This window comes from Spirillospora sp. NBC_01491 (assembly GCF_036227065.1).
GTDB lineage: Bacteria > Actinomycetota > Actinomycetes > Streptosporangiales > Streptosporangiaceae > Spirillospora > Spirillospora xylanilytica.
Genome location: NZ_CP109432.1, coordinates 5,517,331 through 5,539,862 on the forward strand (window position 1 = coordinate 5,517,331; position 22,532 = coordinate 5,539,862).

17 protein-coding genes and 1 tRNA gene are annotated in these 22,532 nt (G+C 72.7%); 9 read left to right on the plus strand and 9 right to left on the minus strand.

What is annotated here, in order from left to right; translation table 11 throughout:
- Window positions 1–403 precede the first annotated feature (403 nt).
- Window positions 404–979, plus strand: coding sequence for an RNA polymerase sigma factor (locus OHA34_RS25745; RefSeq protein WP_329519160.1), 576 nt, complete (start codon window positions 404–406; stop codon window positions 977–979).
- Entirely contained in the window at window positions 972–2,063 is a 1,092-nt protein-coding gene (locus OHA34_RS25750; RefSeq protein ID WP_329519161.1) for a hypothetical protein, read from the plus strand. Before OHA34_RS25745 ends, OHA34_RS25750 begins: the two co-directional genes overlap by 8 nt.
- Window positions 2,064–2,502: 439 nt before the next feature.
- On the opposite strand, the gene OHA34_RS25755 is transcribed toward OHA34_RS25750, so the two are convergent.
- Window positions 2,503–2,578 (minus strand) — tRNA-Glu (locus OHA34_RS25755).
- A 70-nt stretch (window positions 2,579–2,648) separates the two neighbouring features.
- Window positions 2,649–4,217, minus strand: coding sequence for a metallophosphoesterase family protein (locus tag OHA34_RS25760; RefSeq protein WP_285939027.1), 1,569 nt, complete (start codon window positions 4,215–4,217; stop codon window positions 2,649–2,651).
- A gap of 32 nt (window positions 4,218–4,249) precedes the next feature.
- Between OHA34_RS25760 and OHA34_RS25765 the strand changes: the two genes are divergently transcribed.
- Both OHA34_RS25765 and OHA34_RS25770 read left to right on the plus strand, forming a co-directional pair.
- On the plus strand, window positions 4,250–4,591 hold the full coding sequence (locus OHA34_RS25765) for a metallopeptidase family protein (protein ID WP_329519162.1): 342 nt from the start codon (window positions 4,250–4,252) through the stop codon (window positions 4,589–4,591).
- Window positions 4,592–4,742: 151 nt separating this feature from the next.
- Window positions 4,743–6,365, plus strand: a complete 1,623-nt coding sequence (locus tag OHA34_RS25770; RefSeq protein WP_329519163.1) for an MFS transporter — start codon at window positions 4,743–4,745, stop codon at window positions 6,363–6,365.
- A 4-nt stretch (window positions 6,366–6,369) separates the two neighbouring features.
- Here the strand turns inward: OHA34_RS25770 and OHA34_RS25775 are convergent, their stop codons facing one another.
- Window positions 6,370–6,684, minus strand: coding sequence for a PspC domain-containing protein (locus OHA34_RS25775; RefSeq protein ID WP_285939024.1), 315 nt, complete (start codon window positions 6,682–6,684; stop codon window positions 6,370–6,372).
- Between the two features lie 225 nt (window positions 6,685–6,909).
- Between OHA34_RS25775 and OHA34_RS25780 the strand changes: the two genes are divergently transcribed.
- The 3 genes from OHA34_RS25780 (at window position 6,910) to OHA34_RS25790 (ending at window position 9,711) form a co-directional block, all read left to right on the plus strand.
- Entirely contained in the window at window positions 6,910–7,929 is a 1,020-nt protein-coding gene (locus tag OHA34_RS25780; protein WP_285939023.1) for an aspartate-semialdehyde dehydrogenase, read from the plus strand.
- A gap of 80 nt (window positions 7,930–8,009) precedes the next feature.
- Entirely contained in the window at window positions 8,010–8,612 is a 603-nt protein-coding gene (locus tag OHA34_RS25785) for a hypothetical protein (protein ID WP_329519164.1), read from the plus strand.
- 76 nt (window positions 8,613–8,688) lie between these two features.
- Window positions 8,689–9,711, plus strand: a complete 1,023-nt coding sequence (locus OHA34_RS25790; protein ID WP_285939021.1) for a hypothetical protein — start codon at window positions 8,689–8,691, stop codon at window positions 9,709–9,711.
- Between the two features lie 13 nt (window positions 9,712–9,724).
- On the opposite strand, the gene OHA34_RS25795 is transcribed toward OHA34_RS25790, so the two are convergent.
- The 4 genes from OHA34_RS25795 to OHA34_RS25810 all read right to left on the minus strand — a co-directional run bounded on the left by OHA34_RS25795 (window position 9,725) and on the right by OHA34_RS25810 (window position 14,143).
- A complete protein-coding gene (locus OHA34_RS25795; protein WP_285939020.1) occupies window positions 9,725–9,940 on the minus strand; it encodes a DUF2277 domain-containing protein in 216 nt (71 codons plus the stop codon).
- 115 nt (window positions 9,941–10,055) lie between these two features.
- Window positions 10,056–11,012 (minus strand): M28 family metallopeptidase, encoded by a 957-nt coding sequence (locus OHA34_RS25800; RefSeq protein ID WP_329519165.1) that lies wholly within the window; start codon window positions 11,010–11,012, stop codon window positions 10,056–10,058.
- 69 nt (window positions 11,013–11,081) lie between these two features.
- Entirely contained in the window at window positions 11,082–12,731 is a 1,650-nt protein-coding gene (locus OHA34_RS25805; RefSeq protein WP_329519166.1) for a M4 family metallopeptidase, read from the minus strand.
- A gap of 374 nt (window positions 12,732–13,105) precedes the next feature.
- Window positions 13,106–14,143 (minus strand): alpha/beta hydrolase, encoded by a 1,038-nt coding sequence (locus OHA34_RS25810; RefSeq protein ID WP_285939017.1) that lies wholly within the window; start codon window positions 14,141–14,143, stop codon window positions 13,106–13,108.
- A 161-nt stretch (window positions 14,144–14,304) separates the two neighbouring features.
- On the opposite strand from OHA34_RS25810, the gene OHA34_RS25815 reads away from it, so the two are divergent.
- On the plus strand, window positions 14,305–15,054 hold the full coding sequence (locus OHA34_RS25815; RefSeq protein WP_329519167.1) for an isocitrate lyase/PEP mutase family protein: 750 nt from the start codon (window positions 14,305–14,307) through the stop codon (window positions 15,052–15,054).
- 132 nt (window positions 15,055–15,186) lie between these two features.
- On the opposite strand, the gene OHA34_RS25820 is transcribed toward OHA34_RS25815, so the two are convergent.
- Entirely contained in the window at window positions 15,187–17,529 is a 2,343-nt protein-coding gene (locus OHA34_RS25820) for an MFS transporter (RefSeq protein ID WP_329519168.1), read from the minus strand.
- Window positions 17,530–18,038: 509 nt separating this feature from the next.
- Here OHA34_RS25820 and OHA34_RS25825 point away from each other — a divergent pair.
- A complete protein-coding gene (locus OHA34_RS25825; protein WP_329519169.1) occupies window positions 18,039–19,181 on the plus strand; it encodes an MFS transporter in 1,143 nt (380 codons plus the stop codon).
- On the opposite strand, the gene OHA34_RS25830 is transcribed toward OHA34_RS25825, so the two are convergent.
- Entirely contained in the window at window positions 19,150–22,443 is a 3,294-nt protein-coding gene (locus OHA34_RS25830) for a DUF4132 domain-containing protein (RefSeq protein WP_329519170.1), read from the minus strand. The two genes, OHA34_RS25825 and OHA34_RS25830, sit on opposite strands and share 32 nt — an antisense overlap.
- Window positions 22,444–22,532 lie beyond the last annotated feature (89 nt).

Sequence of the window (22,532 nt, forward strand, 5' to 3'; positions counted from 1 at the left end):
CTTCTCGGAGATCGGCTCTGCTCAAATCGCGCCGGTCAGGTGCGGGTCGGTCAGGTCCGCGCCGTCGGGCAGGGTGGCTTCGGGGAGGCGTTCATTATCTGGAGTCGTCCGGACGCCCGAGGCTCTCACCTGCGGTTGTGCCGTGTGGACGAGGTCTGGAAGGCGGATGTGATTGGCGCGAAGGCGCCAGCCTCGCGGTCGGGGACTGTTACTCAAGCGTTGTCTGTGGGGCCGACGTGGGGGAGCAGGTGGTGCTGGCCATGCGGTTGGAGGGATGTGCGCTGGTGGTTGGGCGGCGAGGCGGGTCTGCTGGTCTGTGCGTGAAGAAGATTTCGGGTTCCGGCTAACAACGGGTAACCGCTGATACGCGTCCTGGAAGGCCGGATATGACAGGGAGCCACCGATGACACCCTCGACGCGCGCCGTCCGCGTGCCGAAAGGGTCTTGGCATGAGCCTGACCGATTCGCCGAGATCTACGACGAGTACTTCCCCCAGATCTACCGATACGTGGCGGCGCGGCTCGGCCGTGACGACGCCGCCGATATCGCCGCTGAAACGTTCCTGGCCGCGTACCGCAGCCAGGACCGGTTCGACCCGGAGCGCGGTGCCTTGCGGCCCTGGCTTTACGGCATCGCCACCAACCTGGTCGGCCAGCACCGGCGCACCGAGAACCGCCGCATGGCGGCGATCGCGCGGCTCGGCACGGTGGCCGCGGCCGCCGGGCACGAGGAGCGGGTCGTGGAACGCCTCACCGCCGAGGGCATGCGTCCTCGGCTGGCGGCGGCTGTGGCCGCGCTGACCGAGGGCGATCGGGACGTGCTGCTGCTCGTCGCGATCGGTGGCCTGGGCTACGAGGAGGTCGCGGCGGCGCTCGAGATTCCCGGGGGGACGGTCGGATCGCGGATGAGCCGGGCTCGAAAGAAGCTGCGGGAGTCGCTGGGCCGGATCGATCACACCGAGGAGGAGTCCCATGGATGAGCTGACGATGGTCGCGGAGACGTTCGACGAGGGAGGCCCGTCCGCCCAGGAGACCGATGCCGGGCGGCGCCGCCTGGAGGAGCTGATGCGGCCAAAGCCGCGCAAGCGGCCGTGGCGGCTGCAGTTCGGGCTCGGGCTGGGTTTGGTCGCCGCGGCCACCGCCGCCGTGGTCGTGGCCGCGTCCCTCGAGGGAGGGGAGGCGGGCCCGGTGCTGTCTAAAGAGCAGGCGGCGGAGCAGCATCTTCAGGCGCGGACGTTCCTGCTGGCCGCCGCGACGAGGCTGGAGGCCGGGACGGCTCTGAAGCCCGAGACGCCTCTGAAAGCGGGCCGCTACTGGCGGCAGCGCACGCTCCGGGGACGGGCGTGGCGCGTCGTCCCCAAGGACGGGGGCTACGTGATCTACACGGAGGTGGAGAGCGACGTCTGGCAGCCACGAACGGCATCGGGCCGAGGTTACTTCGCCGAGAAGGCCAAGCCGGTGGGACCGCGGACGCCCGAGGACATGGCGGCGTGGCGCAAGGCCGGGTCCCCGGCGCGCTGGCGGGCCGAAGCCGACGGTGACCGCCTCAACCTGACCATCGACAACAAGCCGCTGGGGCCGCACCGGCCCAGCTACCTCATCCTGAACCCGAACACCGAGCCGCCGAGCGTGGAATCCCGGCTCACCTCCGGTGCGGACCCGGCCGCGTTCGTCGCGATGGTCCGCCGGGACGCCGGTTTCGTGGACGGCAGCGCCAACGAGCTGATGATCGGGGCCCGCTACATCGGCGACCAGCTGGCGGCGCCGAAGTCTCGGGCGGCGGTGCTGCGGATGCTGGCCGGGCTGTCCGGCGTCCGCTCCGTCGGGACGGTCCAGGACGCGTGCGACCGTAAAGGCGTGGCCCTGGCCGCGCCGTGGGTCGACCGGACCGACGGGTCAGTCGTGGAGTACCAGCTCATCCTGGATCCGAAGACCAACCACGTGCTCGGCGACCAGACGATCCTCAAGAAGGCGGGACCGACCGGGATGCGGCCGGGCATCCGCTCCGACTACACCTGCATGCTCAGCGAGGGTTGGACGAACGAGACGCCGCCTCGCGATTGAAAGAGGAGACCCCGCAATCGCGGGCGCACTACCCGCATTCGACCCCAGGCGCATCACCTGTCCCACACGTCCTCCCCACGCGCGCACCCACCGCGCGTGGGGCGGGGTGCGAAAACTTCTCCTCAGAGGCCCCGCGGCCGCGTCCGCCTGGCTGGCCGTATAGCCAGGATCGGGAGACGCCCGCTTGCCGGGCGACGGATTCGATGCTGATCGGCTGCCCTGCCGCGTCCGGATGCCGAAGCCCGAACGGCTTTCTCCCTGGTCAGCTGGCTGCGCCGTCGGGCTGCTGTGATCAGGTGCTGGGAGTTGCCAGCGCGCACTGGCCGTCCTTGTGTCGCCGGTGGGGTCCTGACCGGTCTCCAGGCTGGTGATGATCCGGTCCAGGTTGTCCAGGACCTGCTCGTTCATCTCGACCACGCGGATCATGCAGTCGTGCGGGTGGTACCCCCTACCGGATTCGAACCGGCGCTACCGCCTTGAAAGGGCGGCGTCCTAGGCCGCTAGACGAAGGGGGCCCTGCCAGGACGGTCGCAGCCGCCACAGCATGCCCAGCATAGGGGACAACCTCGCCGGACGCATAAATGGTTACGGGCGTTCGGGTGAACGGGACGGTGAGGCGCTGGTGGTGGGCCATTGGGACTGGGGGAGGGAGGGGAACGGCGAGGACGGGGACGGGGGCACGGGGGCGGTGGGCGGGGTGATGGGGCGGTCGGGCGCGGGTTCGAGGTGGCGTTCGATCTGGGCGGAGGTGAGGCCGAGGCCGCCGAGGCGGAGATCGTCCCAGCCCTGGAGGCGGTGGGTGGAGCGGGAGAGGTAGAGGACGGAGAGCTCGATCGGGGTGGGCTGCTCGTGTTCGAGGCCGCGGAGGCCGGCGCCGCCGGTCGAGCCCTGGACGAACAGGCGGGTGCCGGTCGGGAGGAGGCGGGTGGAGCGCTGGTGGGCGTGGCCCGACAGGACGAGGGGGGTCGCGCCGGAGAAGGCGTCGCCTTCGCTCGGGTCGTGGGCGACGACGATGTCGGGGGTCGTGCCGGAGGCGCGGAGCTTGTGGGCGAGCTGGGCGCCGGCGGCGTGCAGTTGCCCGGTCCCGACGGAGTCGTCGCGGGTGCTCTTGTCGGGGGTGTAGCGGGGGTCGCCGACGCCGTAGACGGTCAGGCCCTCGACCTTGCGGGTGTCGTCGTCGAGGACGACGGCGTTCTTCTGCCGGGCGACGGCCTTCTGGGTGCCCTTGGAGTCGTGGTTGCCGCGGACGTAGACGTAGGGGACCTTCAGCTTCCCGATCTCGTCGGCGAACTTGTCCTCGGGCTTGCTGCCGTGGTCCATCAGGTCGCCGGCGTCGATGATCAGGTTGATCTGGAACTGGGCGCTGACCGAGCGGATCACGTTCCAGGCGGTGGGGTTGAGGTGGATGTCGGAGACGTTCAGGACGCGCAGGGTGGACGGGTCGGGCTCGTAGGTGGGGAGGGACGAGGTGGCGGCGTACAGCTTGGAGACGTTGCCGACGAGGCGGGCGAGCTGGGCGCGGTAGGCGGAGAAGCGCGCGACGAGGCCGCGGGCGTCGCCGACGACCTGGGGGGCGTTGGCGAGCAGGCCGGTGTAGCGGGGTTCGCCGACCGACTGCGGGTTGAACGTCAGCCAGGTGATCAGGGCGACCACGACGAGGCCGGCGAGGGCCGAGCCGGTGCCGAGCAGGGCGCGGCGCCAGGAGCGGAACGCGACCAGGGCGGCCAGGAAGGCCAGGAGCAGGCCGAGGCCGGCGGCGCGGAGCAGCATGATCGTGACGCCGTGCCGGAGCTGGTCGGTGATCTGGTCGGTCACCCGGGCGAGCTGGGCGTCGCTCTCGATCAGCTTGCCGGCCTCCCCGGGGCGCAGCTCGGTGACGCCGGCCTGGAGCGCCAGCGGGCCGTCGTGGGTGTCGAGGTGGAGGGCGCCGAGGGGCGGGATGTCGACCGTGGTCCCGCCCGTCCAGGACGGGCGCAGGGCCAGCGAGACGTCGGTCGGGCCGACGGCGGTCTCGACGTGGCCGCCGAGGAGCAGCCCGAGGTAGCCGCCGGCCAGCCCGGTGGCGGCCACCGCGAGGATCCGGCCCGCACGGCGGGTGCGCGGGCCGCCGGGCGGCCGAACCCTGGCGAGCGCGGCCTTCGCGATCCGGGGCAACGGTTCCTCCTTCGGTCGAGCAGAATGAACGTGTGATCGAGATATCGCGCGAGGAGTTCGAGGACCTGGTGGGCGAGGCCCTCGACACCGTCCCGCCCGCACTGGTCGCGCACATGCGCAACGTCGTCATCGTCGTTGAGGACGACGCTCCCGAACGCGGCCTGCTCGGTCTCTATCAGGGCGTACCCCTCACCGAGCGCGGTGACTGGTATGCGGGCGTACTGCCCGATCACATCTCGATCTACCGCAATGAGATCCTGCGGATCTGTGACACGCCCCACGAGGTGGTGGAGGAGGTGCGGATCACCGTGGTGCACGAGATCGCCCACCATTTCGGCATCGACGACGCCCGCCTGCACGAACTCGGATACTGAGCCCATCCGCGCATCCCGTCCCAGGGGTCATGCCACCCCTCAGGGGACGAACGGTTTCACCAAATGGGCACGGTAGGTCACATAACTGCCACGCAGCGTGAGTTAATAGGAGGGTGCGCCCCGGACCGGGCGCAGCCGAACTGGAGCGAGCGTGGCGGGAAGGCAGGGCGGCCGGCATCGTCGGCCGCCAGAGGTGCAGGCGACCTACCGCGAGGTCTTCGCGGTAGGTGAGTTCCGTGCGCTCTGGCTCGCCCAGGCCCTGTCGTTCATCGGCGACCAGCTCGCCCAGGTGGCGCTGGCCGTGCTGGTCTTCGAGCGCACCCACTCGGCGCTGCTGACCGCGCTCACCTACGCGCTGACCTACATCCCGCCGATCGTCGGCGGGCCGGTGCTGTCGGGGCTGGCCGACATGTTCCCGCGCCGTACCGTGATGGTGGTCTGCGACGTGCTGCGGGCCGGGCTGGTGGCGCTGATGGCGGTGATGGCCCTGCACACCATGCCGTTCTGGACGCTGTGCGCGCTGGTGTTCCTGACCGTGCTGCTCGGTGCGCCGTTCACCGCGGCGCGGGCGGCGGTGCTGCCCGACGTGCTGGACGGCGACCGCTACGTGGCGGGCTCGGCGATCAACAACATCACCCATCAGGGCACGCAGATGCTGGGGTTCCTGGCCGGTGGCGCGATCGTGGCGGTGGTCGGCACCTACCAGGCGCTCGCGCTCGACTCGCTCACGTTCGGGGCGTCCGCGGCGATCCTGGTGGTGGGGCTGCGCGCGCGGCCGGCGCCCAAGCGGGGCCGACGCGACCCGGGGGGCCTGTGGCGGGCCACCCGGGACGGTGCCCGGCTGGTCTTCGGCGATCCGGCGCTGCGCTCGCTGATCTCGTTCGCGTGGCTGTGCGCGTTCTACATCATCCCGGAGGGGCTGGCGGCGCCGTACGCGGCGACCTTCGACGACAGCGCGGTGACCGTGGGACTGCTGATGTCGGCGATGCCGACGGGCATGGTGGTCGGCGCGTTCCTGTTCAGCCGCTGCGTCCGGCCGACCGACCGGCTGCGCGCCATGGGCTGGATGTCGATGCTCGCCTGCGTCCCGCTGATCGGCGCCGCGGCGCATCCGCCGCTGTGGGGCGTGATGGCGCTGTGGGCGCTGTCGGGGGTCGGCAGCGCCTACCAGCTCGCGGCCAACGCGGCGTTCGTCGCGGCGGTGCCGGCGGGGGGCCGCGCGCAGGCGTTCGGCCTCGCCCAGTCGGGCATCCTGGCCGGCCAGGGGCTGGGCATCCTGATCGGCGGCGCGATCGCGCAGGCCGTGGGACCCGAGACGGTGGTCGCGTCCGCCGGGGTGCTGGGCCTCATGGTGGCCGCGACGCTCACGCTGAGCTGGAACCATGTCCGCGGCGGCGTCATCGCCGACATGCGCGCACGCTCCCTGCTGACCGTGCCGCACGAGCGGCCTGAGCCGCCCGAGCCGCACGGACTGCCCGAGCCGCACGGGTTGCCCGAGCCGCTTGAGCCGTCTGAGCCGCACGGACTGCTCGAGCCGCCTGAGCTGCACGGCCGGCCTGAGCCGGGCGTGCCGTCCGAGGCGGCCGTCGCGTCCGAGGTGGCCTTCGCGTCCGAGGCGGGGGTGATGGACGGGGTGGGTGAGGCGTCGGCGGGCGATGGGACGGCGGCCGGTGACGGCGCGATGCCCGGTGCTGACGCGCCGTCCGATGGCGGCCCCCCGTCCGGTGGCAGCACACCGCCCGGCGGGTTCAGGCGGTCCGCCCCCGCTCCCTGAGCGGTCAGGCGCGGGTGCGGTTCTTGTTGACGGCGTCCTTGGTCTTCTGGACGGTGTCCTGCACGAACGGCGACTCGCTGCCCTTCTGGAACAGGTCCTCGCCGATCGACTTCGATGCGCCGTCCTCGGGGATCAGCACCCAGGCGATGACGTAGGCCGCGATGCCGGCGCCGCCGAAGAGGGTGAAGACCGCCAGCGCCAGCCGGATGATGTTGGCGTCGATGCCCAGGTAGCGGGCGGCGCCGGAGCAGACTCCGGCGATCATGCGGCCGTCCTGGGTGCGGCGGAGCTGCTTGTTGGGGTTCTTCTCCATGTCCATGCCTTGATAATGCCCACTCCGGGGCCGTCGCGGCATCGGGAATCGCCCTGATTCGCCCCTGAGGCGGCCCCTGGACCCGGGGACGAGGCGGCGGCCGGGCCCCACCGCCGTCCGGCGACCGTGAAGCGATGCTTAGAGTCGGGGTGCAGGGTAATTTCCTGGACGGGCATGAATGACCTGGGCAGACTTGGTGTCCCAGGTCAAGGTAGCGAGCAAGGGAGCGGCATGAGAATCGGGATCGTCGGGGCCACCGGTCAGGTCGGGAGCGTGATGCTGCGGATCCTGGCTGAGCGCGGATTCCCGGTGGACGAGCTGAGACTGTTCTCCTCCGCGCGTTCGGCGGGGCGGAGGCTGCCGTGGGGCGGCGGCGAGGTGACCGTCGAGGACGCCGCCACCGCCGACTACTCCGGCCTGGACATCGTGCTGTTCTCCGCGGGCAAGACCAGCTCCCTGGCGCTGGCGCCGAAGGTCGCCGCGGCCGGCGCCGTCGTGATCGACAACTCGTCGGCCTGGCGGATGGACCCCGAGGTCCCGCTGGTGGTGGCCGAGGTCAACCCGCACGCGGCGGCGGTCCGGCCCAAGGGGATCATCGCCAACCCGAACTGCACCACCATGGCCGCGATGCCCGTGCTGCGCCCGCTGCACGCCGAGGCCGGGCTGGACGGCCTGGTCGTGTCCACCTACCAGGCGGTGTCGGGCAGCGGGCTGGCCGGGGTCGCCGAGCTGCACGAGCAGGCCCGCAAGGTGGTGGAGGGCGCCGACCGGCTCACCCACGACGGTTCGGCGGTCGAGTTCCCCGAGCCGCAGGTGTACGTGCGGCCGATCGCGTTCAACGTGCTGCCGATGGCCGGTTCGATCGTGGACGACGGCCTCGCCGAGACCGACGAGGAGCACAAGCTCCGCAACGAGAGCCGCAAGATCCTGGAGATCCCGGACCTCAAGGTGTCGGGCACCTGCGTGCGCGTCCCGGTCTTCACCGGCCACTCGCTCCAGATCAACGCCCGGTTCGAGCGGCCGATCTCGCCGGAGCGCGCGGCCGAGCTGCTGGCCGGCGCTCCCGGCGTGCTGCTCACCGACGTCCCGACCCCGCTGGAGGCAGCCGGGCAGGACCCCACGCTGGTCGGGCGGATCCGGCGCGACGAGACCGTCGAGCACGGCCTCGCGCTCTTCTGCTCGGGTGACAACCTCCGCAAGGGCGCCGCGCTCAACGCGGTGCAGATCGCCGAGGTCGTCGCCGCGAGCTGATCTCCGCGGCCGTCCGGTGGAGCGATCGCGTGCCGTCCCGTCATAGTGGACGGCACGCGATCGTCGTTGTGGAGGCCGGGATGAACCGTCGAATAGTGATCACTTTGGCCGCGGGCGCCGTGCTGCTCGCGGGATGCGGCGGCGGCGGCAGTGGCGGTGGCGGCGGCGGTGGCGGGAAGGCGGGCGCCTCGTCCGGGGAGGCGGGGACGGCGCCGCCCGCACCCATAGCCGTGGGCGAGCCGCCGCCGCACCCGTCGGCGCCCCCCACGGCGAAGCCGGAGCCGCTCGGGCCGTCCGGCTACGGCGCGCTCAAGCTGGGCATGACCCTCGCGCAGGCCAGGGCCACCGGGTTGATCACGGTCAAGTCGAAGCCGGGCGCCGGCTGCGGCACGTTCGACCTGAAGGCGCACCCGCATCCGGCGGACGAGGTCGGCGGCTACATCTCCGCCGAGCACGGCCTCGCGTCGATCTTCGCGGCCGGGGGGATCGCCACCCCGGAGGGCGTCAGGGTGGGATCGTCCGCGGCGAAGGTCAAGAAGGCGTACCCGCAGCTCAAGCAGGGCCCCAACGCGTCCTACGCGCCGCTCCCCGGCAAGCCCGCGGCGTCGTACGGGTTCCTGATGGCCGGCGGGCGGGTGAAGAGCCTCACCCTCGATCTCCAGGCGCAGGACTGCCACAACTGACGGCGCCGGCATGGGCGTTCTGTCGTCGCCCGCTCTTAGACTCCCGGAGATCATTTCCGGAGACGACGATGGGCGAATGATGGAACGGTGCCTCGACGATCCGCTGGACGCCGCCGCCTACGTGTTCGAACGGTGGCTGCCGGGATGGCGGCTGGAGTTCGTCACGGGCCAGGCGCCGCCCGCCCACGTCCGCGCATGGGAGTCCGCGCCCGCCCCGGCCGACGTGGCGGAGTACGGGGCGTTCCCGGCGACGTTCGGCGGGCCCGGCGGAGACCGCCACCCCGTGGGGGCCGAGTGGTTCGAGAGCGAGCCCGCGGACGAGTCCTTCGCAAGCTACCGGGCGGCGTCCGGTTCCCCGGACGAAGGGGCCGAGCAGGTGGTCGGCCTCGTGCTCGGCGCGCTGGAGGCCGGGACCGGCCCGCTCGGCCGGCGGGCCCGCACCATCGCGGGCTACACCGCCGGTGAGTTCGCCGGCGATGCCGACGACCTCCTGGTCATCGAGGTCGCGACCGAGCCGGGCGGCCCCGCCGTGGACGGCGAGCTGCACCTTCTCGCCCGCGGTGGACGGGGCCGGACCCTGCGGCTGGCGCTGGCCCCCGCCACGGCGCCGCCGGACGGCGATCCGCTCGCCCGGGCCGAGGCGGTCACGACGCTGCTCGGCGACACCCTCTGGGTGAACAACAACAACCCGCTCGGCTTCGCGGTGACCTTCGACGACCACGGCCTCGACCTGAGCGGCGCCGACCCCGCCGCCGCGTTCGAGGCGGGCTGGGCGGGGGCCGGCGACTGGGAGGTTCATGAGGACGGTCTCCGGCCGCTCGACGATCCGCGGACGACCCTGGTCGAGTCGGAGCGGGCGCTGGTCGAGATGGCGTGCGCGCAGGCTCTCGAACAGGACGCCCCGGAGGAGATCCCGGGCGACCAGCTCGTCGCCTGGCTCGTCCGCGAGCTCCTGCACGCGGCGGTCGAGGGCCTGGGCGCCGCGCCGCTGCTCGCCTACGGCGCCGGGCTCCCCCCGGACCTGGCGGGCGACGGGTCCTGCCTGCTCCTGGTCGGCCCGGACCGCACCGTCATGATCGACGTCGACGACAGCTGCTGACGCGCACCGCAGGTCAGGTGCGCGCGCCCCTGACCTGCAAGGACTCGAGGAGGTCGGCGGTGGACCGGGCGATCTCCTCGACGGCGCGGTCGAACGCCTCGGCGTTGTGGGCGGCGGGCGCGCGGAACCCGGAGATCTTGCGGACGTACTGGAGCGCTGCCGCCCGGACGTCCTCGTCGGTCACGTCGTCGGAGAACGGCGGGCGGAGCGTCTTGATGCTGCGGCACATACTTTCATTATGCTCGCCGCCGCCCTTGACCTGCACTCGAACAGAGGTCCGGACGGGGTGGGCGGGCCCCCGGCGCCGAGAGCGGGGCGCCGGGGGCCCGGGGCGGGGGGCGGGGCTATTGGGAGAGGGTCCAGACCGAGTGCGCGATGGCGTCGGCGTTGCGGTCGAGGGCGGTGTCGTCGATGTTGCCGGTGCCGTCGCAGGACGCGTGGTAGCAGCGGTCGAAGGCGGTGCCGGCGGTGCCGCCCCAGAGCTGGGCCTGGGCGCTGGTCTTGCGGCCTTCGGCGCCGGTGAAGGTGCCGCCGGCGGGGATGCCGGCGTCGATGAAGGGGCCGTAGTCGGAGCGTCCGTCGAAGTCGGTGCCCTGAGTGGGGACCTGGATCGAGGCGAAGTAGCCCTCGATGACGTTCTCGATCTCGGCGGAGCCGTTCGGCCCGGGGCCGGAGCCGGAGTGGTCGGAGTCGTCGCCGTCGTAGACGAAGTAGCCCGCGTTCGGCGATCCGACCATGTCGTAGTTGAGGTAGCCCGCGATCTTGGAGCGGTCGGCGGCGGGCAGGGCGGCGACGTACCGGTCGGAGCCGATCAGGCCGAGCTCTTCGGCGCCCCACCAGGCGAAGCGCAGGTGCTTGACGGGCTCGTAGCGCGATCCGGCGACGGCCAGGGCGGTCTCCAGGACGGCGGCGGAGCCGGAGCCGTTGTCGTTGATGCCGGCGCCGGCCGAGACGCTGTCGAGGTGCGCGCCGGTCATCAGGACCTGCTCGGGGTTGCCGCCGGGCCAGTCGGCGATCAGGTTGTAGCCGGTGCCGCCGTAGCTGAACTGCTGGACGGTGGTCTGGAAGCCGGCCGCGTCCAGCTTGGCCTTGATGTAGTCGAGTGAGGCGCGGTAGCCGGGTCGGCCGTGGGCGCGGTTGCCGCCGTTGGCGGTGGCGATCGACTGGAGCTGGGCGAGGTGCGCCTTGACGTTGGCCAGCGGGATGTCGGGCGCGGCGACCGCCGGGGCCGCGCCGGAGGGGGAGGCGAGCAGCAGCGGGAGGGCGACCGCCGCTGCGAGGGCGAGCAGGCGTGATCTCATGCGTTCTCCTCTGGAGGGGCGGCCGTACGGGGAGGGCCGAGAGTCTCCCCGCACGGCCGCCGCCGGTGGTCAGCCCGTGCAGGAAGCGGGCTCACCGCTCGCGGCGGGGACGCTGACGGCGTTCCAGGCGTCCCGCGTGCGAGTGAAGTCGGTGCAGGTGGCCTTGCCGACCTGCACCAGGTTGAGGACGGCCTGCAAGGAGGTCTTGCGGGCGGTGATGTGCGTCCAGGTGGAGGTCTTCAGGTTGAGGGTCTCCATGAAGATCCGTCCGGCCTTCTGGACGCCGACCCCGGTGACGGCGGAGCCGTTGCAGGTCGGGCTGTTCGGCCGCCCGTGGGACGGGTCGCCGGCCGCGGAGCCCTCGGCGAGCAGGTAGAACCAGTGGTTCTGGACGCCGGCCGCCGCGTGCACCTCCATGTTGGGGACGCTGGAGCTGTAGCAGTTGGGGTTGCCGCTGATCGACGACGGGTTGGACATGCTGCGGATCGGCCCGCTGCCGACCAGGTCGACCTCTTCACCGACCTGGTAGTCCGGCGGGTCGTAGTTGAGGACGGCGTTGCTGCCGGAGATCTGCTCGGTGACCCGCGGCTCGTTCTGGTACCACTCGGTGAGGGCGCCGAAGACGTCGCCGGTCGACTCGTTCAGCCCGCCGGACTCGTTGCTCCAGCCGGAGCCGCCGGGGGTGTACTGGAAGACGCCGTGGCCGAGCTCGTGCGCCACGACGTCGGTGGTGGTGGCCTGCCGGCTTCCGGAGCTGTTGCGGCCGAAGTTGGCGTAGCTGCCGTTCCAGAACGCGTTGGCCTGGTTCAGCCCGACCCGCATGGGCCAGCCGCTGCCGCTGCCGTTGAGTCCGTTGCGTTCGAGCCAGGTCTTCACCATGTCGAACTCGGACTGCGCGGCCTTCATCGCGTCCACGCAGGCGGTCTCGAGGTTGGTGCCGTTGGCGTTGCCCCAGGCGTCGTCGGAGCCGCTGTAGACGGTGCCGCTCTGGTTGGCGCAGCTGATGCCGGAGCGGGTCGCGTCGCGGAGGCTGTAGGTGCCGCCGGACGCGGTGGTGGAGATGGAGGTGGGCTGGCTGCTGCCTCCGTGGTAGAAGCTCTGGTCGTCGTTGGCGTCGCGGACCTCGTCCCACTGCCCGGCGGCCTTGCCGGTGACGGCGTCCACGTAGACGTGCAGGCGGGACGGGCGGGCCGTGCGTCCGGTGCCGTTCGTGCCTTCGACGACCGTCTCGTACACCAGGCGTCCGGCGCCCTGGGTGAGGACGGCCAGCGTCGCCGCGCCGGTCCTGGTGGCCTTGGTGATCCGGGTACGGGAGATCGCGGCGGCCTTGGCGGCGGTGAGCTTCGGTGTGGTCGACACCGACAGCTCCTTGCTCTGGCCGACCGAGGTGCCGAGGACGGTCCCGGCGGCGTCGGTGGCGACGACGAAGTCGCCTCCGCGGACCGGCAGGCCCGCGTGGACGCGCTCGTACGCGACGTACTGGAGGCCGCCGGCGCCGGCGGTGACGCCGCGCCGGACGACCTTGTCCTTGGGCGAGGCGTGGATCGGAGCCTTGCCGGAGCTGACGAGCTGGTCGGCCGAGGCGGCGGCGGCCTTGGGGGAGGGGGGCGGCGGCGCGGACGCGCCTGTGGCGGTGGTCGCACCTGTGGCGGGGGAGGACATCGCCACGGCGAGTCCGGCGGCGATGGCCGCCGTCCCGAGCGCAGTCTGGCGTCTCACGGGGGGTGCTCCTTCCAGGAGCCCGGCGGAGGGCGGGCCCGCGGAGGTCCTCGTGGGACGGTTCCGCGGGCCGTGGGGCCGCCTGGCGGGGGGAGGGACGGGGCCCGCGGGGGGAGGGCGCGGATGCGGTCTGAGCGGGGGGCGTGACCGCATCCGCGAGCGCTCGCGGCGGGGACGCGAGTCGCTTTGGGCCGGGAGTGAGGGAGCGGGGGTGCTGGACTCATCCGGGTGAGTTGTCGAGAAGTGCACCCTGATAGTCGCTTGGTGTCAATGAATTCCATTTGCTACTGGATTTTCAATATTTGTAGCTCAGTGAGTGAAATCTCTGAAATGTGGCGTCGAGCTGGGACGACGCGGCGCGCGCCCCGCCGCCCTCAGGGCGCGATCCGCCCGCACAGCCACGCCACGGCCTGCGGGTAGCGGTAGTCGATTCCGCCGTGCCCGGCGTCGAACAGCTCGAAATGGATCTTTTCCGGCGCCACCCCGGCGCCGAGCAGCGTCCGGTGGAACGCCTCAGCGCCGACGTCGAGGTTGAACTCGTCGCGCGTGCCGCCGTCGATCCAGATCGCCCGCTGCGACCGCATCGCCTCGGCGTACCGCGGCTCCGCGTCCACCATCCGCACCGGGTCCCAGGCCAGCCACCGCGCCCAGACGTCGCGGCGCAGGATCCCCGTCACCGGGTCGAACGGCAGCTCGGGCGTGCCGTCCTCGGCCGCCGAGTAGCAGGCCGCCATCGCGTACATCTCGAGGAGCACCATGTCGGCGGGCTTGGTGAACGCGGGCCGCGACCGGAAGTCGTCCCGCCAGCGGGCGATGTCGCCGCCGTACTCGCGCAGGTGCCGGACCGCCTGCGGGAACTCGGGCAGGTAGCAGTACTCGAAGAGCGCGTCGCCCGCGTGCGTGGCCAGCGCCCCGAACAGGTCCGGCCGCAGCATCGGGGTGATCATCGCGCCGTAGCCGCCGCTGGACTTGCCGCTGATCGCGCGGTGCTCGGGCGCGTCCAGGGTGCGGTAGCGGGCGTCCACCCACGGCACCACCTCGTCGCAGAGGTAGGAGTGGTAGCGGCCGGTCCCGGGGGAGTCGACGAACTGGCTGCCGCCGAGCGCGGTCCACGCGTCCACGAACACCAGGATCGCGGGCGGCGCCGCGCCGCCGGCGAACACCCGGTCGGCGGCCTGCGGGAACGTCGGCCGGAAGGCGTTCTGGTGCTTCCAGACGCCGACGTGCCCGGTGAAGCCGAGGATGACGTAGACGCTCGGGTAGCGGCGCTCGGGCTCGTCGTCGTACCCCGGCGGGACGTACACCAGCACCGGCCGCTCGTGCGGGTCGCCGAGCGGGTTGCCGCGCAGCAGCGCGCTGTCGATGACGTGCTCGTCGAGACGGCCGGCGAGCTCGGCGGACCAGGGCAGCATGCGGACTCCTCCGTCGGCGTTGACGATCATCCCGACCGTAACCCGCCACGCGGGAACGGCCCCGGGCCGGGTCCGCCGGGGGATCATCTTGGGGGAGCGCGGCCGGGTGTCACAGAACGGGCCGCCGTCACGTCCACAGCCCGAGACGAAGGAGAACAACGATGAACGATCTCGCCGCCCGCCTCCGCGACCTGCACCGTCCCGGCGATCCGCTGATCCTGCCCAACGTGTGGGACGCGGCGAGCGCCGGCGTCGTGGAGGAGGCGGGCTACCCCGCTATCGCCACCGCCAGCGCCGCGATCTCCGCGATGCTCGGCTACCCCGACCAGGAGGGGGCGCCCGCCGAGGAGATGTTCGCCGCCGCCGGACGCGTGGTCCGCGCCGTCGGGGTGCCCGTCACCGTGGACGCCGAGGCCGGGTACGGCCTGCCGCCCGGCGAGCTGGTCGAGCGCCTCACCGCCATCGGCGCCGTCGGCTGCAACCTGGAGGACACCGTCCACCCCGGCGGGAGCCTCGCCGACGTGGACGCGCAGGCGGAGTTCCTCGCGGCGGTCCGCGCCGCCGGGCCGGACCTGGTGATCAACGCCCGCGCCGACACGTTCATGGTCGCCGATCCGGGCTTCGACCCCGTCGACGAGGCGATCGCGCGGGGCCGCCGCTACCTCGAGGCGGGCGCCGACTGCGTGTACCCGATCCTGGCGCCGGCGGACGCCGTGGGCACCCTCGCCAAGGAGCTGCCCGGCCCGGTCAACGCCAACTGCCTCCCCGGCACGGACGTGGCGCGGCTGGCGTCGCTCGGCGTGGCCCGCATCTCGTTCGGCCCGACGCCGTACCGGGTGGCCCTCGCCGCGCTGAAGGACTTCGCCACCCGCCTCAAGGCGGGAGAGGACCCCTACGCCGGAGGCGCCTGACCGAAGCGCTCGGCGAAGCGGCGGGCGTCCGGCCGGCGGGTCCGGCGGGCGTCCGGCCGGCGGGGTTCGGCGGCGTCCGGTCGGGGTCCGGGCCCGGTCCTGTTCCCAGGAGCGCGGGCCCGGACGTGCCGGTCAGCTTCGCTGGTGGGAGAGCTTCAGGTCGACCGAGTCGAGGCCGTGGCCGGTCAGCGTCACGGGGGCGGTCACCGGCGCGTAGCCGCTGGCGACCAGTGTGTACTCGGCGCCGGCCACGTCCTTGAACGCGTAGGCGCCGTCGCGTCCGGTATAGGACACCGCGATCACGTTTCCGGTCCGGTCCATCAGCGAGACCCGGATGTCGTCCAGTGTCCGGCCGTCGTTGCCGCGCACCGTGCCGGTGACCGCTCCGGCGGGCTCCAGCGCCAGGTCGTGGCGGGTCCCGGTGTCGGCGGGCACCGTCACCGGGACGGCGGACGGCCGGTGCCGCGCCGCGCGCGCCGCCAGCGTGTAGCCGCCCGGGGGAAGCTCGGGCAGCTCGAAGCCGCCGCCGTCGCCGCTGGCGGCCGAGGCGACCACCTCGCCGCCGGCGTCGGTGACCACCACGGTCGCGTCCGGGAGGGGGGTGCCGGCCGCGGCGTCGCGCACCGTCCCGTGCAGGCCGGCCGCGCAGGTCAGCACCAGGTCGAGCTCGATCGGGCCGGCGCCGACGGTGAGCGGGGCCGCCTCGGGACGGTGCCCGGTGGCCGACCCGACCAGCAGGAACCGGCCGGTCTCAGGGACGTCCAGCGTGTACCGGCCGCCGGCGTCGCCGACGGTGTGCGCGACCTGCCGGCCCTGCGCGTCGATCAGCGTTACCGCCGCGCCCTCGATCGGCCGGTCACCGCTCAGCACCCGTCCGGCGACGCCGCTGTGCGGCCGGACGGCGACGGTCTCGGACCGGCCCGCGGCGGGCTGGTCCGCGTCGGGGCGGCCCGCGGCGGGCTGCTGCGCGGACGCCGCGGCCGCGCGCTTGCGGGCGGGCAGGAAGAAGGTCATCGCCAGGCCGCCCAGGCTGGCCGCCGTGGCGATGAGGAACGTCGCCCGGAACCCGTTCATGGTGGGCAGCTCGGTGCCGCCGAACGAGGTGGTCATCCGGGCCAGCACCATGCCGACCACGGCGCTGGACACCGACGTGCCGACCGAGCGCGCCAGCGCGTTCAGCCCGTTGGCGGCGCCGGTCTCCGTCACCGGGACGGCCGCGATGATCAGCGCGGGCAGCGCGGAGTAGGCGAAGCCGATGCCGATGCCGATCACGGTGACGGTGATCAGGATCTGCCACAGCGCGCCCATCAGGAAGATCCCCGCGCCGTACCCGGTGGCGATGATGACCAGCCCGAGCATCAGCGAGGTCTTGGGGCCGCGCGCGGCCGACAGCCGCGCCGACAGCGGCGAGACCAGCATCATCGCCACACCCATCGGCGCCATCGCCAGGCCGGCGACCACCAGCGACGTGCCGAGGCCGTACCCGGTGCCGGTGGGCAGCTCCATGACCTGCGGCAGCACCACCGACATCGCGTAGAAGGCCACGCCGATCATCACCGAGGCCAGGTTGGTCAGCAGCACCTGGCGGCGCGCGGTGGTGCGCAGGTCGACCAGCGGGCTGTCGACGCGCAGCTCCATCAGCGCCCACAGCACGAAGATGACCGCGGCGCCGGCGAAGAACCCGAGCGTGCGGGGGCTGCCCCAGCCCCACTGGTCGCCCTTGGTGACCGGGAGCAGCAGGCTGATCAGCCCGGCGGTCAGGCCGAGCGCCCCGAGGATGTCGAACCGTCCCCCCGGGCGCGACCCCGACTCGGGCACCACCAGCACCGTGAGCAGCATCGACAGGACGCCGAGCCCGGCCGAGGTGTAGAACAGCGCGTGCCAGTCGGCGTGCTGCGCGACGAGCGCCGCGCCGGGCAGCCCGAGCGCGCCGCCGATGCCGATGGACGAGCTCATCAGCCCCATCGCCGAGCCCAGCCGCTGCGGCGGCAGCTCGTCGCGCATGATGCTGATGCCGAGCGGGATCGCGCCCATCGCGAAGCCCTGGAGCGCGCGCCCGGCCACCACCGGGACCAGCTCGGACGAGAGCGCGGCGACCAGCGATCCGGCCACCATCAGCGCGAGGCTGGTCAGCAGCATCCGGCGCTTGCCGAACAGGTCGCCGAGCCGCCCCATGATCGGGGTCGCGACCGCCCCGGCGAGCAGTGTCGAGGTCATCACCCAGGTCGCGTTGGCGGGCGAGGTGGACAGCAGCCGGGGCAGCTCGGCGATGATCGGCACCAGCAGCGTCTGCATGACCGCCACGACGATGCCGGAGAACGCGAGGACCGCCACCATGGCGCCGCCGCGTCCGCGCTCGGCGGCGCGCTCTCCGCCGCCGCCGTCGCCGCCGCCACCGTGTTCGGCCACGGCGGACGGACGGTCGCCGGCCGCGACGCGGCCGGCGGTTCGGGCGGCGGTCTGAGGTTGGGACATGCCTGAAGACTCCAAGGGGGGTGCGGACGTCGGGGATCGGGGGGCCGTGCGCCGGCCCGCCTACGCAGTGCCTCAAGACGATCCCGGGGCCCGATATTTCCCGGCCGACCAAGATCTACGTCACACCGCCGCCCGGGGATACGTCCGCGCCGGTGAATTTCCTGGTCAAGCCCGGGGCCGCGCGGGGCGGCCTCCCGTGCGGGAGAGTATTTCCCATCCCGAGGGACATGTCCGCCGAACCGCGGTCTTCGCCCGTTCGTCTCCGTGATGGCCCGTCACGCGTCACCCGTTCGACGCGTCCCGTACCCGAAGCGGCCGCATGCGCACGCCCGCCGGGAAGCGCGGGCCCGCCGCGTATTGGCCCCGCGGACGCCGGTCGCGTTGGCGTCGCGAATCCGCCAGCGCTCGCCGACGGCTTCCGTTGAAATGGTGCCTCATCAAAAGAAACGGAAGACATGCCTGCGGTAATCAGTTCCGAAGACGCGCCGAAGGCGCCTGTAAGTGCGCATATGAAAGGCTGGCCCGCGGTCATCGCGGTGATGCTGGGAATTTTTGCGATCGTTACCACGGAGATACTCCCGATCGGCCTGCTGACCCCGATCGGGTCCAGCTTCGCCATTTCCGACGGGACCGCCGGCCTGATGATGGCCATGCCGGGGGTCCTCGCCGCGTTCGCCGCCCCGGCCGTCACCGTCGCGACCGGGCGGTTCGACCGGCGGCCGATGCTCTGCGCCCTCGTCCTCCTGCTGGCCGTGGCCGACGTCCTCGCCGCGGTCGCGCCGGCCTACTGGATGATGCTGGTCTCCCGGGTGCTGGTGGGGATCGTCATCGGCGGGTTCTGGTCGATCGGCGCGGGGCTCGCGGGCCGCCTGGTGCCGCCGGGGTCGACCGGCCGGGCCACCGCGGTGATCTTCTCGGCGGTCCCGCTCGGGTCGGTCCTCGGCGTCCCGGCGGGCACCTTCATCGGCGGCGCCGCCGGCTGGCGGACGGCGTTCGCCGTCATGGCCGCGCTGACCGCCGGAGTGCTGGTCGCGCTGATCGCCTTGCTGCCACCGCTGCCCGCCGAGCGGGTCACTCGCCCGGGCGTGCTCGGCGGCCTGCTCCGGGCCGCCGGCATCAGGTCCGGGCTGCTGGTCACCTTTCTCGTCGTCCTGGCCCATTTCGGCGCCTACACCTACGTGGCCCCCTTTCTCGAACGGGTCACCCGCCTCGGCCCGGAATCGGTCACGGCGTGCCTGCTGCTGTACGGGGCGGCCGGGATCGCGGGCACTTTCATCGCCGGCTCGATGGCGGAGCGCCGGCCGCGGGCCACGTTCGGGGTCGCGGCGGGAATGCTCGCCGCCGCGACCCTGCTGTTCCCCGTTTTCGGCACGGCGGAGATCGGCGCGATAGCGCTCCTCGCGGTATGGGGAATCGCGTACGGGGCCGTTCCGGTCTGTTCAAAGATCTGGTTCGCGAAATCGGCCCCGGACACGCCGGAGGCGGCGTCGGTCATCTTCACCGCGTCGTTTCAGGCGACCTTTTCGGCCGGGGCGCTGGCCGGTGGCGCCGTCGTGGACCGCGCCTCCCTTTCCACGGTCATGGTGCTCGGCGGTGTGACGGCGCTCGTCGCAGTGGCGGTCATGGGGTGGTCAGGCCGGTCAGCTCGGTGAGCAGTTCGGAGGCGGTCACCGGATCGAGGTCCCCGAACGTCGGCGGTGTCTCACGGCGTCCGGCGAGGGCGATGCTCCGGAGCCGCTGCTCGGGGAAGTGGTCCACCAGCCCGATCACGATCCCGGGGTCCAGGTCGGCGACCAGTGTCAGGCCGCCGGGCAGGGGCCGGGTCATCCGCGTCTCGACGCCGCCGTCTTCGGGGGTGCCGCGCTCCCAGGCCCCGCGGGTCAGGCCCAGGACCTTGCCGGTCGGCACGGGGACGTCCTCGAAGCGGGTCAGCCGTCCCCCGGCGCACTCGTCCTCGGTGAGCGCGTGCACGGCCCGTCCGAGCTGCGGGAACGGCTGGAGGATCTGGTAGTCGGCGAACAGCTCCGACCACGCGCCGAGCGCCGCGGCCGGCAGCCGCACCGGGTGGACGATGCCGACCTCCGCGCCGTCCGGGAGCGCGATGGCCTCGTCGTCGACGTCCGCGAACGTGCGGTCCTCGGCGAGGCGGAACCCGGTCGTCCCGCTCACCCACACCAGCCGCCGGGCGAGATGCCACATCAGCGGGTGACCGACGAGGAACCTGCGGAACTCCGCCGCCGTCCATCGCCGCTGCGCGACCATCGCCGACTCCAGCCGCCGGATCTGGTCGCCCGCGACGGCCCGGACGTCCTTCTTCAGCTCGGTGAAGCTCCGGCGGGCGGCGGGCGCGAGCACGGCGTCGTCCCGCACGCCGGGTGCGGGCAGCGACGTGCGGGGCCTGCCCTTCTCGTCCCGGACCAGCGGCCTGAGCTGCTCGTCGAAACCGACGGTGAAGCGGCGCGGCCCGTAGTCCAGGACCGCGGTGCCGTCGGCGTCCAGCCCGAGGCCCGGGACGAGTCGGTCGGCGAGGCGCTCCTCGCTCAGCCCGAGCCTGTCCGCGACCTGCCGGACCGTCTCCTGGGCCGCCTTCTTGAGCCCCTTGAACGTGCTCCGCCGCGCGATGGTGTCCAGCTTCAGCAGCGCGACCTCGGTGCCGATGCCGGCCAGCACCCAGAGCCCGCGGACGGCCCGTGTATGACCGCTCTCACCGGGCCAGGCCGCGATGACGGGGGCGAGCCTGCGGACGGTCTCGTCGTCCCCGATCCACCTGAGCGCCTCCAGCGGCCACAGCGGGCTGGGCAGCCGCGCCGCCTGCCACTGCTCGAGAAGGGCCCAGCCGAACTCGGCCAGCGACGCGGGGTCGCAGACGTCGCGCGCCGCCTTCAGATCGGGGTGCTCCTGCAACGCCGACAGGGAGAGCATGCCGACGAGGTGCCCGGCCGCCGGCAGGGGCAGCACCGTCCCGCCTTCGCGCAGCCGCACTCGCGGCAGCCGCGCCACGTCCACCCAGCGGCCGATCTTCGGCACCGGCTCGGCATCCGGGACGCCGTCCGGCGCGCTTTCCGGGACGGCCAGCAGGGACGGCAGGCCCGCGGCGACCTCGTCGCCGTGCTCCCGCGCGGCGTCGACGACCTGCTCGGGGCCGTGCATCGAGGCGATGAGCCGCAGTGCCTCCAGTGCGCCGTCGCGGGCGGTCCGGCGCTTGCCGAACGCGTCCGGCACCAGGTAGGGCACCGCCTTGAGGCCGTGCCTGCGGAAGTAGGTGTCCGAGACGCGCCGCGCCGATTTCACGCGGGCGAGCCGGTCGGCCATCAAGCGCGTGACCTCGGCGTCAAGAAAAGGGAGCAGGACCCATCCGTTTCCAGCCCCGTCACGCTTGCCCGCCCGAAATGCGGCGGGCCGCGCGTCCAGTTCGTATCGCGCGACGATGGGCATCAGGTCCGCACTGTGGTCTACCGCCTCCTTCAGATTCCAATCGGCCAGCAGGGGCCGGACGACCTCCTCGGGCCCCTGGCCGAACAACTGGATCTGATGCCCTGGGTAGGCCAGCCGGCCCGCCAGGTAGTTCTGGAGGTGCGGCTTGTGGTCGTCGAGCGTCTGCTTCGTCCAGTAGCCGCGCGTCGCCGCCCACTTCTCCCGTTCCCCGGGCTCCCAGACGAGGTTCTCTCCGGACGGTGCCTTCAGCCCCGGGATGACGACCGGGTCGGGGGCCTCTTTGGAAGCGCGCAGCCAGGACGGCGTGACGAGCGCCGCTGGAAGGGAACCGGCCTCCACCACGACTTCCACGGTGAGCCCTTCGGCGGCGGCCAGATCCGGGTGGGCCAGCATGTGCCCGTCCAACAGCCGCCGTGCAGCCGCCGCCTTCTGCGAACCACCCGCCGCGACCGGCGGCAGCACCCGCATCGCGCGCGCGGGAAAGCGCCTCATGAACTCGGCGACCCCGGGCCGGACGCCTTCCTTCCCAAGACCGTCCAGCAGCATCTGGAACGCCTCGTCGGACGGAACCCGGCCCAGCAGCTCGACCGCCGGCTTGCCGAACCGCGAACCGGGATACTTGATCAAGCGGGTCAGGAGCGGGGCGACCGCCGGCCCGATCCCGTCGGCCATGGTGGCCAGGACCTCTTCGATTCCCGACACACAGGGGATCACGGCCAGCTCGCCGAGCGCCGCGACCTGCTCGGGAGTGCCGAGCGAGCAGAGCAGCATGGTCCGGAGGTCGGCGCCCCCGCGTTCGAGGGCCGGCAGATCGGCGCAGCACTCGTCCACCCAGGCGGTCTCGGACGGCACGAGGTAGGACACCACGATCCGCCGTTCCGCGCTCCGGCGATGCCCGGCCAGGGCCGCCACCGCCGCCCGGTACTCCGGCTCGTCGGCGAAGGCCAGCAGCGTCCGGAGCCGCTTGGCGGCGCAGGACCAGTCCGAGGCGAAGACGGTCCGCCCGCCCGGATGCCGTGCCCAAGCTTGGAGGCCGATGGGGCCGGGCTTCCATCCGTCGGGGCCGGGCTTCGATCTGACCTCGATGTCGCACCCCTCCACGAGGACCTCCGCCGCGAACGGCAGCCCGTGCTCGAGGGCCAGCCCGTCAGGCACTATCCCAAAGCCTTGGATTGCGACGAGCGCGGCGGTCCCCAACAGAGTCGGCTCGCCTGCGAGCTGCGCCCGCGCCGCCTCGACGAGCCGCGGTTCGCTGCCCGGATCGTCCAACGCCGCGGTGCCCCAATCCGCGTCCCCTTCGGCCAGCGGCCGCAGTTGCCGAGCTGCGGTCTCGAAGTCGCCCTTCACCCGCCCCTGCACCGGGTCCCGGCGCCGGGGGAGCACGGACCACTTGCCGGGTATTTCGAGCGCGCCCTCGTCGACGTTCAGCACGGCGTCTCCCCACTCCAGCCACCGATCGGTCACGTGCGCGGCGCGCACATGAGGGTAAGAGGACGGCCCTCGCCCGTCCTGCGGGTCAAGGGCCATGCGGGGGAGTCGAGCCGCGAACGGCTCGGGCCCACAACCTA

What these genes read in the sequence shown, in the direction of transcription:
- OHA34_RS25745 (WP_329519160.1), top strand. Translation starts at nt 404, where the DNA reads ATGACACCCTCGACGCGCGCCGTCCGCGTGCCGAAAGGGTCTTGGCAT.
- OHA34_RS25820 (WP_329519168.1), bottom strand. Translation starts at nt 17,529, where the DNA reads ATGTCCCAACCTCAGACCGCCGCCCGAACCGCCGGCCGCGTCGCGGCC.
- OHA34_RS25825 (WP_329519169.1), top strand. Translation starts at nt 18,039, where the DNA reads ATGAAAGGCTGGCCCGCGGTCATCGCGGTGATGCTGGGAATTTTTGCG.
- OHA34_RS25800 (WP_329519165.1), bottom strand. Translation starts at nt 11,012, where the DNA reads ATGAGATCACGCCTGCTCGCCCTCGCAGCGGCGGTCGCCCTCCCGCTG.
- OHA34_RS25795 (WP_285939020.1), bottom strand. Translation starts at nt 9,940, where the DNA reads ATGTGCCGCAGCATCAAGACGCTCCGCCCGCCGTTCTCCGACGACGTG.
- OHA34_RS25810 (WP_285939017.1), bottom strand. Translation starts at nt 14,143, where the DNA reads ATGCTGCCCTGGTCCGCCGAGCTCGCCGGCCGTCTCGACGAGCACGTC.
- OHA34_RS25775 (WP_285939024.1), bottom strand. Translation starts at nt 6,684, where the DNA reads ATGGACATGGAGAAGAACCCCAACAAGCAGCTCCGCCGCACCCAGGAC.
- OHA34_RS25785 (WP_329519164.1), top strand. Translation starts at nt 8,010, where the DNA reads ATGAACCGTCGAATAGTGATCACTTTGGCCGCGGGCGCCGTGCTGCTC.
- OHA34_RS25750 (WP_329519161.1), top strand. Translation starts at nt 972, where the DNA reads ATGGATGAGCTGACGATGGTCGCGGAGACGTTCGACGAGGGAGGCCCG.
- OHA34_RS25790 (WP_285939021.1), top strand. Translation starts at nt 8,689, where the DNA reads ATGATGGAACGGTGCCTCGACGATCCGCTGGACGCCGCCGCCTACGTG.
- OHA34_RS25815 (WP_329519167.1), top strand. Translation starts at nt 14,305, where the DNA reads ATGAACGATCTCGCCGCCCGCCTCCGCGACCTGCACCGTCCCGGCGAT.
- OHA34_RS25780 (WP_285939023.1), top strand. Translation starts at nt 6,910, where the DNA reads ATGAGAATCGGGATCGTCGGGGCCACCGGTCAGGTCGGGAGCGTGATG.